Below are 17,993 nucleotides of genomic sequence, written 5' to 3' on the forward strand. Positions count from 1 at the left end.
TGCCCGCCCGGCCCGCTCTGACCGTTCTGCCCGCTGGACTCGTTCGACTCGTTCACTTGGTGCTCCCCCTCGGTACTTTCAGTTCCACTTCGGTGCCCTGCCCCGGGACGGACACCAGCTCGGCGCTGCCGCCGAGGTCACGGAGCCGGCCCCGGATGGACAGGGCCACTCCCATCCGGCCCTCGCCCTCGGCCTGGTCGAGCCGGCCGGCCGGGATGCCCGGGCCGTCGTCGCGGACGGTCACGATCACCTCGTCGCCCCAGTCCTCGACCAGGATCCAGGCGCTGGCCCCCTCGCCCGCGTGCTTGCGCACGTTGTCGAGGGCGGCCCCGACCGCCGCGGCAAGTTCCCGCGCCGCGGGCACCGGCAACGGCACCGGGGTGCCCGGTTCGGCGAAGCTCACCCGCGAGCCGGCGTGCGGGGCGAGGAGGCTCCGCAGATCCAGCTCGCCCTCGTCGGCGCCGGGTTCCTCCACCTCGAAGGCGGCCACGATCGCACCGAGTGACTCGTCGCGGGAGATCCGGGAGGGGCGGGCCAGCCCGCTGGAGACCAGGGTGCGCAGCGCGACCTCCTGCTCCCCCGCCATCCGGCCCAGCTCGGCGGCCTCCCCGCCCAGTTCGGTACCGCGCCGCTGGACCATCGCGAGGACCTGGAGGACCCCGTCGTGGATGTCGCGGGCGAGGCGTTCGCGTTCGCGGGTGGCGGCCTCGATCTCCAGGGCGCGGGCCAGGGTGGCTTCACTGGCCCGGGCCACCTCGACGACGTAGCCGATGGCGATGGAGGCCACCCACACCAGGAGCACGTTGTGCAGGGTGTCCCGGGTGGGCTCGCCGCGCTGGACGAGGTTGGCGGCGGCGACGAAGCTCGAGGCGAAACAGGCCCAGCGCCAGCCGCCCTTGATGGCGAAGGCCAGGACGGAGCCCGCGGTCCAAATCGAGGGGAGGGTGGGGCCGCCGTCCACGATCCGCGCCTGGGCGTCCGCGAGCGGGGTGAGCAGGATTCCGACGCAGGCGACGGTGAGGTCGGCCCCCAGGAACCGCTTGGTGCAACTGGCGGCGTTCGCCACCTTGGGGAGGGTGATCAGGGTCCAGCCCGCGAGGAAGGCGAGGTAGGAGGCCGCGATCCAGGGGCGGTCGAACTGCTTGTAGGCCGAGGCGAACAGCAGCGCCGCGTAGACCATGGTGAGCAGCCGATAGGCCGTCAGGGCGCGCCAGAGCGGCTGCTCGACCGACATGCGTACGACGCGCTCGCGCTTCGCCATCTCCCCCACCCCGTACGGGCGGTCCCGCCCGTGTGCTGCTACTTGTCGCTGTCCGCGGCGGCCGGGTCGGCCTTCGCGGTGCTTTCGGCGGCGTCCGCCTTCTCGGCCTTCTCGGCCTTCTCGCTCCGGGCGGCGGCCTTCTCCGCGTCGGCGATCTGGCGCTTGGCGGCCGTCGCGTAGATGTCGACGTACTCCTGGCCGGAAAGCTTCATGATCTCGTACATGACCTCGTCGGTCACCGAGCGGAGGATGAAGCGGTCCCCGTCCATGCCGTGGTAGCGGCTGAAGTCCAGCGGCTTGCCGATCCGGATGCCCGGGCGCATCAGCTTGGGCACCACCTTGCCGGGCGGCTGGATCTTCTCCGTGTCGATCATCGCGACGGGGATCACGGGCGCGCCGGTGGCCAGCGCCACCCGGGCCAGACCACCCGGCTTGCCACGGTAGAGCCGGCCGTCGGGTGAACGCGTCCCCTCGGGGTAAATACCGAACAGCTCTCCGCGCTCGATGACGTCGATGCCGCTCTTGATGGCTGCCTCGCCGGCCCCGCGCGCACCCGAACGATCCACCGGGAGCTGGCCGACGCCCTTGAAGAAGGCGGCCGTCAGCTTGCCCTTGACGCCCGGGGAGGTGAAGTACTCCGCCTTCGCGATGAAGGTCACCTTCCGGTCCAGCACGGCCGGGAGGAAGAAGGAGTCGGAGAAGGACAGGTGGTTGCTCGCGAGGATCGCCGGCCCCTCTGCGGGAATGTTCTCGAGGCCCTCCACCCACGGCCTGAAGGCGAGCTTCAGGGAACCGCCGATCGAGAACTTCATTGCGCCGTAGATCAACTCGAAAGCCTTCCTGTGTCTGTCGAACAGACCTTATCCCCTGGTCGTCCCCGGAGCCGTCCGACGACCCTGGTCGGTGCCACCCCCGTCGCGTACGGTGAAGTCACACAGCGCTACGCACCCCACGCCCCCCTCTAAGGAGACCCTGGTGCCCGTCCTCCCTGGAGCCGAGCCGTTCCGCCACGAGGGCGGAAAGGTCGGCGTCCTCCTCTGCCACGGCTTCACCGGTTCCCCCCAGTCGATGCGGCCCTGGGCCGACCATCTGGCCGCGCAGGGACTGACGGTGTCGCTGCCCCTGCTCCCCGGGCACGGCACTCGCTGGCAGGACATGCAGCTCACCGGCTGGCAGGACTGGTACGCCGAGGTGGACCGCGCGCTGCGGGAGCTGCTGGAGCGCTGCGAGCAGGTGTTCGTCTTCGGCCTGTCGATGGGCGGCGCGCTGACGCTGCGGCTGGCGGCGAAGCACGGGGACGCCATCAGCGGGATCGTCCTCGTCAACCCGGTCAACAAGATCCACGACCCGCTGGCCGTGGCCCTGCCGGTGGTCAAGCACTTCGTCCGGTCGACGCCGGGCATCGCGAGTGACATCGCCAAGCCGGGTGCGGACGAGGTCGGCTACGACCGGGTCCCGACCCGGGCCGCGCACTCGCTGCGCAAGTTCCTGCAGATGCTGGACACCGAACTGCCGCAGGTGACACAGCCGCTGCTGCTGCTGCACAGCCCGCAGGACCACGTGGTGCGGCCGACGGACTCGACGCGGATCCTGGCGCGGGTGTCCTCCACGGACGTCACCGAGACGCTGCTGGAACAGAGTTACCACGTCGCGACGTTGGACCATGACGCGGAGCAGATCTTCGCGGACAGCTACGCGTTCGTCGGGCGGCTGTCGGAGAGCTTGGGCAGGGAGGGGGCGGCCAGCGGTGGCTGAGCACGAGGAGTCCTCCGGGGGTGTTCCCCCGCTGGACGAGGAAGCGGCGTGGGCGGCGATCGTGGCCGGCTACGGCCAGGAGCCCGCGGACCCGCCGGGCGCGAGACCGTTCCGGCCGATCGAGAACCTCCTCCTGCCGGAGGAGGACGTCAAACCGGCCGCGCCGGCGCCTTCGGCCGACCCGGCGAACCCGGCCTCCCCGGCTTCTCCCGCCACCCCGGCCACCCCGGCCACCCCGGAACCGCCGTCGGCGGCTCTGGGCAGCTCGGTGGTGTTCGCCCCGGGCGTGGGCGGCGCGGGGCCGCGGGACCACTCCCTGGCCGACCCCGACGACTCCCCCGAGGCCGCGAAGGACGAGGGGCACTTCGTCCCCCCGGAGCCGGAGCTGCCGGAGGCGGACGCGACGTCGAAGTTCGCCTGGCTGGCGGTGGTCGGCGGACCGGTCCTGCTGCTCCTGGCGGTGCTGCTCCAGTGGGAGATGACCTGGTGGCTGACGACGCTGGGCGTCGGCGGCTTCCTTGGCGGCTTCGCCACGCTGGTCGCGCGGATGTCCACGGGCGAGGACGATGACGACGACCCCGGTCGGGGCGCAGTGGTCTGATTTTTTGCGCGCCGCTCGCACCACTCGGCCCTGGCGGGCCTCCTGGGCTTCGCGCCGCTGCGCCGGACTCCGTCCGGCGGTGGCTGGGCGGGGCTACCGCCACCGCCGTCCCGGTGGGGGTCCGGTGGGCGAGCGCGGGTGGTCGGCCCTGCGGGGCGAAGTCCCCGCTGCGACCCTTACCGCTGCGCGGGGCGAAGTGCGCGGGGCGAAGTCCCCTACCCGCCCTTCCACCGTTCCCCGGGCGCTGCCCGGACCCGCGCCTCAAACGCCGGCGGGGCTGAGTGTGCCACCGGGCTCCGCCCGGGGCCCGGTCCTCAAACGCCGGACGGGCTGAAAGCGGGGTACCGGGCTGCGCCCGGACCCCCTGGGGCTCCGCCCCAGACCCCGCGCCTCAAACGCCGGCGAGGCTGAAATGGCGCTCCGCGCCATCCAGCCCGCCTCGGCTGAATCCAGCCCCTCCGGCGTTTGAGGAGCAGGGGTCCGGGGGCCGGCCCCCGGGAACGGCGCCGCACCCGGCAACGGGTCCGGGGCCGAGCCCCGGGGAACGGTGGAAGGGCGGGTAGGGGACCCAGCCCCGCAGGGCCGAACCACCCGCACCCGCCCACCGGACCCACGCCGGGACGGCGGTGGCGAGCACCCCGACCGGCGCGTCAAGAAGGTGCCAGCCGGAGGGTGGCCAGGACCGGGAGGTGGTCCGTCGCGCGGGCGAGGTCCGCGGAGGTGACTCCGGGCAGTCCCTCGGGGACACCGCAGCCGAGGACCTCCACCCCCGCACTGGCGAAGACCGCATCGATGCGCCGCGGCGGCGTAGACCGCACCCACGTGTGCTCCCCACCCCACGGCGCCACCGCCCGGCAGTCCTGCAGGGCCCCCGCGAGCCGGCGGAAGGCCGCCCCCGACGGCCCCTCGTTGATGTCCCCCGCCGCGATCACGTACGGCACGTCCATCCCGGCGAGCCGGTCCAGGAGCAGTTCCGACTGTGCCAGCCGCTCGGCCCCGTCCAGCGACAGGTGCGCGCTCAGCACCCCGACCCGGACCCCGCCCAGCCGTACGACCGCGGTGGCGAAGCCCCGCCGGTGGCGGCCCGGCGTCAACGGCAGCAGGATGTCCTCGGTCCGCTCCACGAAGGCCCGTAGGGAACACAGGAGCAGCGGTCCCGCCGCCGTCGCGCCGCCCGACAGGACCACCAGGTCACACTTCGAGGCCAGCCGCGCCGCGTGCTTGCGCCACCGGAAGAACCGCGGCGCCTCCTGGACGCACACCAGGTCCGGGGCGCAGGCACGGATCACTCGCGCCAGCGCGTCCTCGTCGTCGCGCAGCGAGCGGACGTTGTAGGAGAGCACCCGGATCACGGCGGAACCATCGGCTTCGGTACGGGAGTTCGGCGGCTCGGTGAGTTCCATACGAGGCAACATAACGAGACTGCCCGCCGCACCCCAGAGGGCGCGGCGGGCAGTCCGCCGATACGGGTCGCCGCGGGGCTCAGCCCTGGCGCGCCAGGTCGGCCGCGCCGACCAGGCCGGCCTTGCCGCCGAGCTGCGCCGCGAGCACCTGCGCGTGCGGACGCCACGCGCCGCCGATCAGCCAGCGCTTGAAGGACTTGCGGATCGGGTCGAGGACCAGGTCGCCCTCGTCCGAGACGCCGCCGCCGACGATGAACGCCGACGGGTCGAAGAGCGAGGCCAGGTCGGCGAGGCCCGCGCCCGCCCAACGGGCCAGCTCGCGGAAGGAGTCGATGGCCACCAGGTCGCCGGCGCGGGCCGCCTCGCTGATGTGCTTGCCCTCGATGCCGTCGGGGGTGCCGTCGCCGAGCGCGAGGAGGGCCTTCGCGTTCTCGGGGGTGGCGTTGGCGCGCTGCTTGGCGTACCGGACGAGCGCGCGCCCGGAGGCGTACTGCTCCCAGCAGCCCTGGCTGCCGCAGCCGCACAGCAGGCCGTCCGGGACCACCCGGATGTGGCCGAACTCGGCGGCCACGCCGAAGCGTCCGCGCCGGAGCTTGTTGCCGATGATGATGCCGCCGCCCAGGCCCGTGCCGAGCGTGATGCAGATGACGTCCTCGTGGCCCTGGCCGGCGCCGAAGCGGTACTCGCCCCAGGCGGCGCAGTTGGCGTCGTTCTCGACGACCACGGGCAGGCCGATGCGCTGCTCGACCTTGTCCTTCAGCGGCTCGTGCCGCCAGTTGATGTTGGGCGCGAAGAGTACGGTCGCGCGCTTGTCGTCGACGTATCCGGCGGCGCCGATGCCGACCGCGTCGATGGTGTGGCTGGCGCTGACCTCGGAGACGGCGGCGCAGATCGCGTCCGTCACTCCGTCCGGGGTCGGCGGGGTGGGCACCTTGTACGTCTCAAGGATGGTGCCGTCTTCGTCGACCACGCCGGCCGCGATCTTCGTGCCGCCGATGTCGACGCCGATGGTGAGTCCCATTAGTCCCTCGGTTTCCGGTCAAACCCCGCCGCTGTCAACCGTACCCGAGGGAGGAGGGGGTTCAGTCGAGATCGATCCGCTCCGTCGGGCCGCCGTCTCCCTCGTCACGGGGGTCCTTGGCGTTTCCAGCGGCGTTGCCGGTGGTCCCGCTCCCCGGGCCCGGGGCCGGTTCGTCGCGCGTCCAGCGGCGCTCGTGGCCCTCGACCGCGGAGCGGTAGGCGGCGAGCAGCTCGGAGCCGGCCGCCGCGAGGTGGTCGAAGACCTCGGGGTTTCGCTCGACGACGGGTTTGGCGGCGCTCTTCGCCTGGTTGACGAACTGCCGTACGGCGCCCTGCGCGGCGACGCCGAACAGCGGGTTGTTCAGCGCGGAGACCTTGTCGGACACCTTGTCGGCGACGGCCTCGAAGAGCTTGAACAGCTCCTCGGCGGCGGTCCCGGTGCCGGCGCCCGCGGAGGCGCCCTGCTCGGACCTGCGGCGCTCCCGCTCGGCGGCGAGGTCCTCGGCGCAGGCCTCGGCCCAGGCGTCGTCCCCGGCTGAGGCATCGGTGGGGCGGTCGGTGGCCTCGCTCATGGCGGACTCTCCTGCGGCGGCGGCTGGGCGTGCGGTACGGACTCCTACTACCTCCGACGTTACCCGAACGGCGGTACGCCCCCCAGGCCGCCGAGGACGCCGGCGGCGCCGACGGCGCCGACTACGGCTTCCCGGTCCCTCGGGGCCACAGGTCCGGGTCCGGGGTGAAGCGGATGCGGAGCTCGTCGTCGGCGAGGGCCGCGCCGGAGACGGTGCAGCGGCGCAGTGCGGCGGGGAGCGGAACGATCCTGCGATACGGGCCCACCGTGAGGAGAAGCTCGTCGCCGCGCCGGACCAGGCCCAGCTCCCGCTTCTCGGCGCCGGGCAGCGGAACCCGCCAGAGCAGCACCCCGTCCTCGGCGATCCGGTCCTCGACGGCCCAGGCGGGGCGGGGCGCGATCGCCGGGGCGGGGGCCGGGGCCAGCTCCGCCAGGTCCTCGGGGCCGTGCGGGTCCCGGCCCAGGTGGGGTACGGGCAGCACCGGAAGGCTCTCGTTCCCGGCCCACCGGGCGGCGTACTTCTCCTGCTGGGCGGCGAGTCCCGCCAGCCACGGGTCGGGGGATCCGGCGGGCAGCATCCGGTTGGCGACGAGCGCCGAGACGGGCAGCCGGTGCAGGGCGAGCCCGAGCCTGCCCAGGCGCAGCGCGGCGTCGGCTGCGGGTCCCGGTTCGGCCACCAGCCGTACGGAGGTGGTCGGGGCCTCCAGGACGTCCTGGACGGCCGCCAGGTCCTCGTCCCAGCGGGCGGCGGCCTCGTACAGCCACTGCGCGGGCATCGGGACACCGGCCAGCTGGGCCAGTACGGGGCGCAGGGCGCGGGCCGCCTGGCGCTCCGCGGGGAGCAGCCGGGCGAGGTAGCGGCGGAGCTGCGCGGGGAGGGCGAGGGTGGTGATCGCCTGGTGCAGCGGGGGCAGGTCGACCACCACGAGGTCCGTGCCGGGCTCGGCCGCGGCCCGCCGCAGGGCGCGGAGCAGGGCGAACTGCTCGGCGCCGGGCAGCTCGGTGATCTCGTCGGCGTGCAGGGGGCGGGCGCCGAGCATCCCGAGCACCGCGGAGCCGCGCTCCTGGAGCGAGACCAGCTCCTGGCGGAACTCCTCGCCGGAGTCGACGCGGGCCACCCTGAGCGTGCCTTCCGGGGCGACGGGCGGGTCGGCGGGGCCGGCGCAGAGCAGGAGCACCCGGTGGCCCTGCCGGGCGGCGGCCAGTGCGGTGGCCGCCGCGACGGTACTCCGCCCGGCGCCGCCGGGGCCGGTGACGAGAAGGGTGTGCATGCTGCTCCTAGCTCCGCGTGTGCCTGGCCCCCGCATCCCCGGCGGGGCTGATGGCGGCCACCGCCAGCCTGCCACGCCCCCGGAGCCCGCCCGGCCCCCAGGGCCTCCGCCCCGCCCCTCCGGCCAACGCCGGGCCGACACGCGCGCAGCCCCGCCCACGGAACACCGCTGCGCGGGGCGAAGCCCCCACAGCCCCCTCGCCGCTGCACGGGGCGAAATCCCCGCAGCGACCCTTACCGCTGCGCCGGGCGAAGTCCCCGCAGCGACCCTTACCGCTGCGCGGGGCAAAATCCCCGCAGCACCCTTGCCGCTGCGCGGGGCAAGGTCCCCTACCCGCCCTTCCACCGTTCCCCGGGCGCTGCCCGGACCCGCGCCTCAAACGCCGGCGGGGCTGGGTGTGCCCCCGGGCACTGCCCGGACCTGCACCTCAAACGCCGGCCGGGCTGGACATGCCACCGGGCTCCGCCCGGGGCCCGGTCCTCAAGCGCCGGACGGGCTGGGAGGGGGTCCCGGGGCTGCGCCCGGACCCCCTGGGGCTCCGCCCCAGACCCCACGCCTGAAACGCCGGCGGGGCTGGATTGAGCCGGCCCCGGCTCGGACGTGCGCGCAGCTCACACAGCGCGCGGTACGCGGTGCGCCTCCCTCCATGCGCGGCACGCAGTGCGCAGTGCGCTGTGCGCTGTGCGCGACAGGCTGGAATTACCTGAGGGCAATTGCAGTCCCGCCTGCCAAAATCCAGCCCCTCCGGCGCTTGAGGAGCGGGGGGGCCGGGGCGCAGCCCCGGGGAACGGGCGAAGGGCGGGTAGGGGACCTTGCCCCGCAGGGCCAACCCAGCCTCACCCGCCCACCGGACCCCGCACCGGGACGGCCGTGGCGCACCACCGACCCACCACCGACGGACGGAGTCCGGCGCAGCGGACCGAAGCCCGCGCAGCGGTGCGAGGGACCGCAGCAAGAAGGCGGGCGGCGCGTTAAGAGGACGGGGCGGCGTGGCTCTCCACGCGCTTCTTCAGGCCCGCCAGCGCACGGTCGATGATGACCTTCTCCGCCTTGCGCTTGATCATGCCGAGCATCGGGATCTTGACGTCGACGGTCAGCGAGTACGTCACCTCGGTGCGCGCACCGCCCGCGACCGGCGCCAGCTGATAGGACCCGTCGAGCTGCCTCAGCATCTGGGACTTGTCCAGCGTCCAGCTGACCGTGTTCTCCGCCGGCCAGGTGTACGCCAGCGTGTGGTCGTCCTTGATCGCGCCCGCGTCGAGCAGCAGGCGGACGAGAGAGGCCCGGCCGGCGTCGTCCTTCGCCAGGACCTCGGCCTCCTTCACCTCGCCGGTCCACTCCGGGTAGCGGGCGAAGTCGGCGATCACGGCCATGACGTCGGCAGGGGTCGCCTCGATCATGATGCTCGAGCTGGTGTGTTCCGCCATCGCGGTCGCTCCTCCGGGGGGAGTTCGAGGAAGTGTGCGGACGGCACTGGGCCGCCGCGTGAAGGCTATCGCGCGTCAAGACCTCACCACTCCAGGGCCCACGGCCTTCCCGTGGCGGCGAAGTGTCCGACGTTCACGCACTCGGTGGCGCCGATCCGCATCCGCCGGGCGAGCGGCTGGTGGACGTGGCCGAAGAGCGCGTACCGGGGCCTCATCCGGCGGATCGCGGCGAGCAGCGCCCCGCTCCCCCGCTCGAACCGCCGCGCAACCGTGTCGTAGCAGAGCTCCGGAACCTCCGGCGGAATGTGGGAGCACAGCACGTCGACCTCGCCCAGCGCCTCCACCTTGGCCGCGTACTCCTCCTCGGGCACCTCGTAGGGGGTGCGCATCGGCGAGGGCAGTCCGCCCCCGACGAAGCCGAAGACCCGGCCCCCGATCTCGACCCGCTGCCCGTCGAGCACGGTGAGGCCGGGACCGGCGTACTCGGCCCAGAGTCCGGGGATGTCCACGTTTCCGTACGTGGCGTACGTCGGCCGGGGGAAGGCGGCGAACATTTCGGCGTACTGGCGCCGGACCGCGCCTTCGACGAGCCGTTCCCGGTCCAGCCCGGCCCACAGTCCGCGGGCGAAGTCCCGGGCCTCCTCGAAACGGCGGGCGGTGCGCAGTTCGACGATGTGGTGGGCGTTCTCGACGCCGAAGAGGTCGGGGAAGATGCCGCGCGAGTGGTCGGCGTAGTCGAGGAAGAGGACGAGGTCGCCGAGGCAGATCAGCGCGTCGGCGCCTTCCCCGGCCCGCGCGAGCGCCTCGGTGTTGCCGTGGACGTCGCTGACGACGTGAATCCGTGTCCGGTTCTTCGTACCACCCATAGAGCCACCCATGCGGCCACCCTAGGCGCGCCGGGCCACCGTGGGGAGGGAATCGGGTCAGGCGGCCGGACCTGCGGTTACTTCCGAGTCGCAAACCGGGTCGACTACTGTCGACAGGACACGGCCGCGACATGTGACGCAGGGAACATCTGGCCGGTTCCCTCTATCCGGAACCCCCTACCGGTGGGTAACGTCGCGTCGGTCCACATGGTGGCGATGGCGCCCAGAGGAGCAGCAGTCTTGCGCGAGTTCAGCCTTCCGGCCCTGTACGAGGTCCCGTCGGACGGGAACCTGACGGATCTCATCCGCCGCAATGCCGCGCAGCATCCCGACACCGCCGTCATGGCCCGCAAGGTCGGCGGCGCGTGGCAGGACGTCACCGCGACGGAGTTCCTCGCCGAGGTCCGCACCGCGGCGAAGGGCCTGATCGCGGCCGGCATCCGGCCCGGCGACCGGGTCGCCCTGATTTCCCGCACCCGCTACGAGTGGGTGCTGATCGACTTCGCGATCTGGAGCGCGGGCGCCGTCACGGTCCCCGTGTACGAGACCAGCTCCCCCGAGCAGATCCAGTGGATCCTCGGCGACTCCGGCGCCGTCGCCGTCGTCGTGGAGTCCCCCGGGCACGCCGCGGCCGTGGCCGCCCTGCGCGACCGGCTGCCGGAGCTGCGCGAGGTCTGGGAGATCGAGCAGGGTGCCCTGGAGACGCTGAAGGCGGCCGGCGCCGGGATCTCCGACGCCGAGGTCGACGAGCGCAGCGCGCTCGCGGGCGCCGACGACCCGGCCACCATCGTCTACACCTCCGGCACCACCGGCCGCCCCAAGGGCTGCGTGCTGACCCACCGCAGCTTCTTCGCCGAGTGCGGGAACATCGTGGCCCGGCTGCGTCCGCTCTTCCGGACCGGCGAGTGCTCCGTGCTGCTCTTCCTGCCGGCTGCGCACGTGTTCGGCCGCCTGGTGGAGGTGGCGGCCGTGCTGGCGCCGATCCGGCTGGGCTGCGTACCGGACATCAAGAACCTGACAGACGAGCTGCAGTCCTTCCGGCCCACGCTGATCCTCGGTGTGCCGCGCGTCTTCGAGAAGGTCTACAACTCGGCCCGCGCCAAGGCCCAGGCCGACGGCAAGGGCAAGATCTTCGACGCGGCGGCCGAGACCGCGATCGCGTACAGCCGTGCACTGGACCTGCCGGGCGGGCCGTCCCTCAAGCTCAAGCTGAAGCACAAGGTCTTCTCCAAGCTGGTCTACAGCAAGCTGCACACGGTCCTCGGCGGGCGCGGCGAGTACGCGATCTCCGGCGGGGCCCCGCTGGGCGAGCGGCTCGGCCACTTCTTCCGCGGCATCGGCTTCACCGTGCTGGAGGGCTACGGGCTGACCGAGTCCTGCGCGGCCACGGCCTTCAACCCGTGGGACAAGACGAAGATCGGTACGGTCGGCCAGCCGCTCCCGGGCTCGGTGGTGCGCATCGCCGACGACGGCGAGGTGCTGCTGCACGGCGAGCACATCTTCAAGGAGTACTGGAACAACCCGTCGGCCACCGCCGACGCGCTGACCGACGGCTGGTTCCACACCGGCGACGTCGGCACGCTCGACGAGGACGGCTATCTGGCGATCACCGGGCGCAAGAAGGAGCTCATCGTCACGGCGGGCGGCAAGAACGTGGCGCCCGCGGTCATCGAGGACCGGATCCGGGCGCACGCCCTGGTCGCGGAGTGCATGGTGGTCGGCGACGCGCGGCCGTTCGTGGCGGCGCTGGTCACCATCGACGAGGAGTTCCTGGGCCGGTGGGCTGCGGAGAACGGCAAGCCCGCCGGTGTGACGGCGGCGGAGCTGCGCGAGGACGCGGACCTGATCGCCGCCGTCCAGAAGGCCGTGGACGACGGCAACGCGGCGGTTTCCAAGGCGGAATCGGTGCGGAAATTCCGCATTCTGCCCTCCCAGTTCACGGAGGAGTCCGGGCACATCACGCCTTCGCTGAAGCTGAAGCGGAATGTGGTGGCGAAGGACTTCGCGGACGAGATCGAAGCCCTCTACCGGGGCTAGAAGCGACCCGGGGCCGCCTAGCGCCCCGTCGCCGGAGGCCGCTGATCAGCGCGGGTCGGCGAGGACCCGCGCCATGTTCCGCTCCGCGAGGGCGGTGACGGTGACGAAGGGGTTCACGCCGAGCGATCCGGGGATCAGCGAGCTGTCGGTGACGTAGAGGCCCTGGTAGCCCCGGACGCGGCCGAAGTCGTCGGTCGCGTCCCCGAGGACGCAGCCGCCCAGCGGGTGGTAAGTGAAGTTGTCGGCGAAGTTCTTGTTGTCGCCGAACAGGTCGTAGCGGTAGATGGTGAAGTTGGCCCGGTTGATCCGGTCGAAGAGGCGTTTGGCGGCCTGCACGGACGGGGTGTTCTGGTCCCGGGTCCACTGGAGCTTCGCCGAGTCGCTGGCGGCGTCGTAGGTGAAGTGCCCGCGCTCCGGGTTCTTGGTGATGGCCAGGTACATCGAGATCCAGTGCTCGAACCCCATCGGGAGCGGGGCGATCTCGGCGAAGACCGGGTTCGAGGCGTTGTCCCAGTCGTCGATGCCGAGGGCGGGCATGGTGGCCTGGTTGGCGCCGACGGTGTCCCACAGGTGGTTGGCGCGGGCGGTCATGACGTTGCCGTTGTGGCCCCAGCCGAGGCCCACCTTGTCGTTCAGGCCGGGCAGGGTGCCCGTCTCGCGGGCGCGCAGCAGGATCTCGGTGGTGCCGAGGCTGCCGGCGCCGAGGAAGAGCTGTCTGCAGCCCAGTTCGCGGACCTGGGTGACGCGGCCGGTGAGGTCGCTGGTCTGCACGGTCAGGACGTAGCCGCCGGCCGGGTCCTGCCGTACGCCGACCACGCGCTGCATGGTCTCGATGGTGACGTTCCCCGTGCCCAGGGCGGCGGCGAGGTAGGTCTTGTCCACGCTCTTCTTGCCGTGGTTGTTGCCGTAGATGACCTCGCCCGCGAGGGCGGACCTGGTGGCGGTCCCGGCGGCCTCGCGCTTCATGTACTCGAAGTCGTAGACGTTGGGGACGAAGGTGGTCTTCAGGCCGGTCTTCTGGGCGTGCTTGCGGGAGATCCGGGCGAACCGGTACCACTCCGTGGACTCGAACCAGGCCGGGTCGATGTCGTTGACCCCGAGCATGGCGCGGGCCCGGGGGTAGTAGGTGCCGTACATCTCGTCGGCGTCGACCCGGGGCAGGACCTCGGTGAAGTACGAGCGCTTCGGCGTGGGCGCCATGCCGCCGTTGACGAGGGACCCGCCGCCGACGCCGCGGCCCACGTACACCGACATGTCCCCGTAGTTCACCCGGTCCAGGACGCCGGGGTACGGGCTGATGTTGCGGTTGACCACGTCCAGCCAGAGGAACTGGGCGAGCGGGGCCTCGGTGCGGTTGCGGAACCACATCGAGCGCTGGTCGGGGGCCGAGGTGGCGGGGAAGACCTTCCCGTCGGCGCCCGCGGTGTCCCAGAGCCGGCCCATCTCCAGGACGACGGTCCGCACGCCCGCCTGCCCGAGGCGGAGCGCGGCGACGGCGGATCCGTAGCCGGAGCCGACGACGATGGCCGGGGCGTACGTCGCGGCCGCGGGCTCGGCGGCGGCCGCGGACTGCAGGCCGATCCGGGTGAAGCCGAGGGCCGCCGCGGTCTGCAGGGCGCCGAGACCGAGAACATGACGACGTGTCAGGTTTGGTGTCATGGCCGCATCATGAGCGGATTCCGCCCAACCGGCCATAACCCGCACTGACACGCTTCTGAGTAACAGTCAGACATGGCTCGACCGTAGGCGGGCACCACCCGGGCCCGTACGGTTTGATCGACTCTGCCCGCGATCGGGCCCTCGGGGGCGATAATCCCCCCTCCGTACGGAAAGGGCCCCCTGCGCCGGGCCCGGCGCCGTGGGCCCGGCGCGCAGGACTACAGGAGCTCGCGCAGCCGCTCCGCCAGCAGGTCCCAGCGCCACTTCTCCTCGACCCAGGCACGGCCGCGCTCGCCCATGCGTGCGCGCAGGGCCGGGTCCCGGAGCAGGGCGACGACGCGGTCGGCGGTCTCGGCCGGGGCCCCGCCGCGGACCACCCAGCCCGTCTCCCCGTCCAGCACGGCGTCCGGGGCGCCGCCGGAGTCGCCCGCGATCACCGGCAGGCCGGTGGCGGAGGCCTCCAGGTAGACGATGCCGAGGCCCTCCACGTCGAGCCCGCCGCGCCGGGTCCGGCAGGGCATCGCGAAGACGTCACCGGCCCCGTAGTGGGCGGGCAGTTCGGACCACGGGACGGCGCCCGTGAAGACGACGGACTCCGCGACCCCGGTCGAGGCGGCCAGGGCCCGCAGGTCGGCCTCGTAGGGGCCGCCGCCCACGATCAGCAGGACGGCCTCCGGCAGCTCCGCCAGGATCCGCGGCATCGCCTCGATCAGCGTGTCCTGGCCCTTGCGGGGCACGAGCCGCGAGACGCAGACGACCACGGGCCGGTCCGTCAGGCCCAGCCTCGCCCGGACCTCGGCGCCGCCCGACCCCGGATGGAAGGTCTTCTCGTCCACCCCCGGCGGGAGCTGCGTCATCCGCGCCGCCGCCCGGTCCGTCAGCGCCGGGGCGATCCGCGAACGGGTGTACTCCCCCAGGTAGGTCAGGGTGTCCGTGCCCTCGCCGATGCGCCGCAGCAGTTGGCGCGCCACCGGGAGCTGCGCCCAGCCCGCCTCGTGCCCGTGCGTGGTCGCCACGATCCGGCGCGCTCCGGCCCGGCGCAGCGCGGGGCCCATCAGGCCCAGCGGGGCCGCCGCGCCGAACCACACCGACGAGCAGCCGTGTTCGCGCAGCAGGCCCACGGCCCGGCGGGTGACCCTGGGGGTCGGCAGCAGCATCGTCGTGCGGTCGCGGACCACCTGGAAGGGCTGCTCCGCGTCGAAGGCGGCGGTGGCGGCGCGGGCCTCGGCCGAGTGCTTCCAGGTGGAGGCGTAGACCACGACCCGGTCGGGGTCCAGGCGCAGCGCCATGTTGTGCAGGAAGGCCTGGATGCCCCCCGGCCGCGGCGGGAAGTCGTTGGTCACGATCAGCGTCTTGTCCATCGCCTGCCGACCCTACCGGAGCGGGGCCCTGCGGGGCTCTGACCGGCGTACGGGGCTGCGTGCGGGGCCGCCCGGACCGGCGGAAGCAGGGCTGCGCCCGAGGCCCCTGGGGCTCCGCCCCGGACCCCGCTCCTCAAACGCCGGAGGGGCTGGATTTGGCCGACGGCGGCCCGGACGTGTCCGCCGACCACCGGAGGTGTCCGACGCCGCCGGGGCGAAATCAGCCCCTCCGGCGTTTGAGGAGCGGGGTCCGGGGGCTGGCCCCCGGCAACGGCGCCGCAGGATCCACCCCCGGGTCCGCCGGCTAGCGGAACTCCCGGGTCAGGTCCTGCTGCCACGCTCGCGTCAGGCCCGCGGGGTCCGTGTGCAACGTGTCCGCCAGCGCCGTCGGGAGGGACTCCCGGCCGGACTTCTCGTAGAGGGAGACCAGTGCCGCGTCCCCCCACCGGCGGGCGATGAGCCGGCAGGCCAGCCAGGAGCCCTCGTAGGCCCGCGCCAGTGCGTCCGCGTCCCCGCCGAAGGTGAAGGCCCCGGCGGCGGGGAGCTCCCCCGGCAGGTCGCCCCGCCGCACCGCGCGGGCGAGGGAGGGCGCGGCTTCGGCCGGGGTGCGGCCGCTGTCACGGTAGGCGGCCCAGTCCGCGAGGCCCTCGGAGAGCCAGAGCGGGGTCCGGGCGGTGGTCGCAGCCCGGGTGGCCACGTGGGTGGTCTCGTGGGTCAGGATCACCTGGCGGCCCTCCGCCGTGAGCTGCCCGTACCCCTCCGGGTTCACCACGACCCGGTCGGCGGGGGCGGGGCCCTCGCCGGTCCGCCCGGTGGTGACCGCGCCCAGGCCCCGGTACTCGTCCGCGGGCCGCCCCAGCAGCGCCGCCATCGCGTCCAGCGAGCCGGGGACCAGCACCACCACCCGGCCCGCCCACGGCCGCGGCCAGGCCGCGCTCGCCGCGGGCACCGCCTTGTCGGCTTCGGCGGCGATCTCGGAGAGGGAGCCGGAGCTCTGGCCGGAGCCGCCGAGCACCAGGGCGTGCGCCCCGCGCTCCACGGACACCGGGCCCTGGTCCCACAGCTGCGGCAGGGCTCCCGGGGCGGGCCGGTCGGCGGTCACCGCCCAGGAGCCGCCGCCCCGGGTGAGCTCCACTTCGCGGGCGGAGCCGGCCGGGGCGGCGTCGTATCCGCTGAGCCGGTAGCGCAGCTCCGCGCGCGCGAAGGCCCGTACGCCTTCCACCCGGACCGCGGAGACCTCGTACGCCCATCCCTCCAGCGGAATCGCCGCGAGGGCCGCGGGCGGGGCCGCCGACCAGGCGGCGACGGCCCTCCGGACGTCCCGTTCGGCGGGGTCCGCCGAAGGGACCCCGGAGCCGGAGGCGGACCCGGACCCGCCGAGCCCGGACCCGCATCCGGCGAGCGGCACGCACAGCAGCAGCAGGCACAGCAGCACCAGCGGCAGCGCGCGCGGGCGCCCGCGAAGGGTGGGGCCCAGGACCGGGAGCATCACCCGATCGTACGCAGCGCAGCGCCGGGGGGCTGTCGTCACACTCCCGTCCGCCTCGCGACGCCTGGCACGCCCTTCGGGCGACGACGGGAGCGTGACGACAGCCCCTAGGGCCGGGTCACCGAGGACACCGGCATCATCCCGACCGGGTCGTACCGCACGCGCGCCCCCGGGTACGGGGCGTGCACCACCTGGCCGTTGCCGACGTACATGCCGACGTGGCTGGCGTCCGAGCGGTACGTCACCAGGTCCCCCGGGCGCGCCTCCGACAGCGGAACCCGCCGTCCGGCGTGCCGCTGCGCCTGCGAGGTGCGGGGCAGGGCCACGCCCGCCTGCCGGTACGACCACACCATCAGTCCGGAGCAGTCGAAGCCGGAGGGGCCGGTGGAACCCCATACGTAGGGCCGTCCGACGGCGGACCGGGCCGCCATCACGGCGGTCACGGCGCGGCCGGAGGAGGGACCGGAGGCCTCGGTGTCGGGGAGCTCCGGCAGGGCGTCGGGGCGGCCGCCGGAGCGCGAGGCCCGGTCGAAGTCGGCGCGCTCCTGCGTGGGCATCGCGTTCAGCAGCCGGCGGGCCGCGGCGAGCTTGGCGGTGACGGCGCGCTTCTCCTTCGCCACGTCGGCGCGCAGGGCGTCGAGTTCGGAGAGCTTGCGGGAGGCCTCCTGGCGTTCCTGGCCGAGCCGGCGCTGCTCGGCGCGCAGTTCGTCGAGCCGGCGGGCCTGGCGGCCGGAGAGCCGGTCGAGGGCGGCGGCCTTGGCGAGGTAGTCGTCCGGGTCGTCGGAGAGCATCAGCTCGACGGAGGGGTCGATGCCGCCGGCCCGGTATTGGGCTCCGGCGTAGGCGCCGAGCACCCCGCGCATGGTGTTGATGCGGTCCTGTCCGCGGGCCACCGCGTCCTGGACCCGGTCGACTTCGGCGCGCAGCCGGCCGGCGCGCTCGCCGGCCTGGTTGAAGCGCTCGGTGGCCTGTTCGGCCTCTTCGAAGAGCCGGTCGACCTGGGCGCGGGTGCCCGTGGAGGGCTCCTGCGGGAGGCCGGGGGCCGCGCCGGCGGGTGCGCCCGACATGAGAGCCGCCGCTCCCGCCGCCGTGGCGGTGAGGACGGTGACCTTGGTGTTCCGGTCGAGGGCGCTGGGCCCGGACCGGCGATGGGACGCCACGTGAAACCGCTCCCTCCTGCTGAGCGGGACCCGGGTCCGCCCTCCGTGGACGGCCGTGTGCCGGGGTTCCGCGCTGGCAGACAGTAGCCGCGCGGGAGGGCACCGGCCAACG

Annotated in this window: 15 protein-coding genes; 3 read left to right on the forward strand and 12 right to left on the reverse strand. The window is 73.6% G+C overall.

Translation table 11 applies throughout. The features are described 5' to 3' along the window. Positions 1-52 precede the first annotated feature (52 nt). Both macS and OG247_RS12735 read right to left on the reverse strand, forming a co-directional pair. Positions 53-1,261 (reverse strand): MacS family sensor histidine kinase, encoded by a 1,209-nt coding sequence (macS, locus tag OG247_RS12730; RefSeq protein WP_327252345.1) that lies wholly within the window; start codon positions 1,259-1,261, stop codon positions 53-55. A 38-nt stretch (positions 1,262-1,299) separates the two neighbouring features. Beyond that, positions 1,300-2,073 carry a lysophospholipid acyltransferase family protein gene (locus OG247_RS12735; protein ID WP_327257447.1) on the reverse strand — a complete coding sequence of 258 codons (774 nt, stop codon included), beginning with the start codon at positions 2,071-2,073 and terminating at the stop codon, positions 1,300-1,302. Positions 2,074-2,236: 163 nt separating this feature from the next. Between OG247_RS12735 and OG247_RS12740 the strand changes: the two genes are divergently transcribed. Both OG247_RS12740 and OG247_RS12745 read left to right on the forward strand, forming a co-directional pair. Then, positions 2,237-3,016 (forward strand): alpha/beta hydrolase, encoded by a 780-nt coding sequence (locus OG247_RS12740; protein ID WP_327252346.1) that lies wholly within the window; start codon positions 2,237-2,239, stop codon positions 3,014-3,016. Next, the gene (locus tag OG247_RS12745) at positions 3,009-3,617 is read left to right on the forward strand and encodes a hypothetical protein (protein WP_327252347.1); all 609 of its coding nucleotides are present in this window, start codon (positions 3,009-3,011) and stop codon (positions 3,615-3,617) included. The genes OG247_RS12740 and OG247_RS12745 overlap by 8 nt, the downstream gene beginning before the upstream one ends. Positions 3,618-4,267: 650 nt before the next feature. On the opposite strand, the gene OG247_RS12750 is transcribed toward OG247_RS12745, so the two are convergent. From OG247_RS12750 to OG247_RS12775, 6 genes are all read right to left on the reverse strand, one after another. Further along, positions 4,268-5,020: an endonuclease/exonuclease/phosphatase family protein gene (locus tag OG247_RS12750; RefSeq protein WP_327252348.1), complete on the reverse strand. Its 753-nt coding sequence runs from the start codon at positions 5,018-5,020 to the stop codon at positions 4,268-4,270. A 79-nt stretch (positions 5,021-5,099) separates the two neighbouring features. Beyond that, on the reverse strand, positions 5,100-6,041 hold the full coding sequence (locus OG247_RS12755; RefSeq protein ID WP_250743712.1) for an ROK family glucokinase: 942 nt from the start codon (positions 6,039-6,041) through the stop codon (positions 5,100-5,102). A gap of 61 nt (positions 6,042-6,102) precedes the next feature. Then, positions 6,103-6,612: a DUF5304 domain-containing protein gene (locus OG247_RS12760; protein WP_327252349.1), complete on the reverse strand. Its 510-nt coding sequence runs from the start codon at positions 6,610-6,612 to the stop codon at positions 6,103-6,105. 121 nt (positions 6,613-6,733) lie between these two features. Then, complete coding sequence (locus OG247_RS12765; protein WP_327252350.1) at positions 6,734-7,882, reverse strand: ArsA family ATPase; 1,149 nt, start codon at positions 7,880-7,882, stop codon at positions 6,734-6,736. Between the two features lie 971 nt (positions 7,883-8,853). Then, a complete protein-coding gene (locus OG247_RS12770) occupies positions 8,854-9,309 on the reverse strand; it encodes an SRPBCC family protein (protein ID WP_327252351.1) in 456 nt (151 codons plus the stop codon). Positions 9,310-9,392: 83 nt separating this feature from the next. Further along, positions 9,393-10,187 (reverse strand): metallophosphoesterase family protein, encoded by a 795-nt coding sequence (locus tag OG247_RS12775; protein ID WP_327252352.1) that lies wholly within the window; start codon positions 10,185-10,187, stop codon positions 9,393-9,395. Positions 10,188-10,415: 228 nt separating this feature from the next. On the opposite strand from OG247_RS12775, the gene OG247_RS12780 reads away from it, so the two are divergent. Beyond that, positions 10,416-12,212 (forward strand): AMP-dependent synthetase/ligase, encoded by a 1,797-nt coding sequence (locus OG247_RS12780; RefSeq protein ID WP_327252353.1) that lies wholly within the window; start codon positions 10,416-10,418, stop codon positions 12,210-12,212. Positions 12,213-12,257: 45 nt separating this feature from the next. Here the strand turns inward: OG247_RS12780 and OG247_RS12785 are convergent, their stop codons facing one another. The 4 genes from OG247_RS12785 to OG247_RS12800 all read right to left on the reverse strand — a co-directional run bounded on the left by OG247_RS12785 (position 12,258) and on the right by OG247_RS12800 (position 17,881). Then, complete coding sequence (locus OG247_RS12785) at positions 12,258-13,871, reverse strand: GMC oxidoreductase (protein WP_327252354.1); 1,614 nt, start codon at positions 13,869-13,871, stop codon at positions 12,258-12,260. A gap of 218 nt (positions 13,872-14,089) precedes the next feature. Then, on the reverse strand, positions 14,090-15,232 hold the full coding sequence (locus OG247_RS12790) for a glycosyltransferase family 4 protein (protein ID WP_327252355.1): 1,143 nt from the start codon (positions 15,230-15,232) through the stop codon (positions 14,090-14,092). 304 nt (positions 15,233-15,536) lie between these two features. Then, positions 15,537-16,721: a hypothetical protein gene (locus OG247_RS12795; protein ID WP_327252356.1), complete on the reverse strand. Its 1,185-nt coding sequence runs from the start codon at positions 16,719-16,721 to the stop codon at positions 15,537-15,539. 107 nt (positions 16,722-16,828) lie between these two features. Further along, the gene (locus OG247_RS12800; protein WP_327252357.1) at positions 16,829-17,881 is read right to left on the reverse strand and encodes a C40 family peptidase; all 1,053 of its coding nucleotides are present in this window, start codon (positions 17,879-17,881) and stop codon (positions 16,829-16,831) included. Between the last annotated feature and the right edge of the window lie 112 nt (positions 17,882-17,993).

The organism is Streptomyces sp. NBC_01244, from assembly GCF_035987325.1.
Classification (GTDB): domain Bacteria; phylum Actinomycetota; class Actinomycetes; order Streptomycetales; family Streptomycetaceae; genus Streptomyces.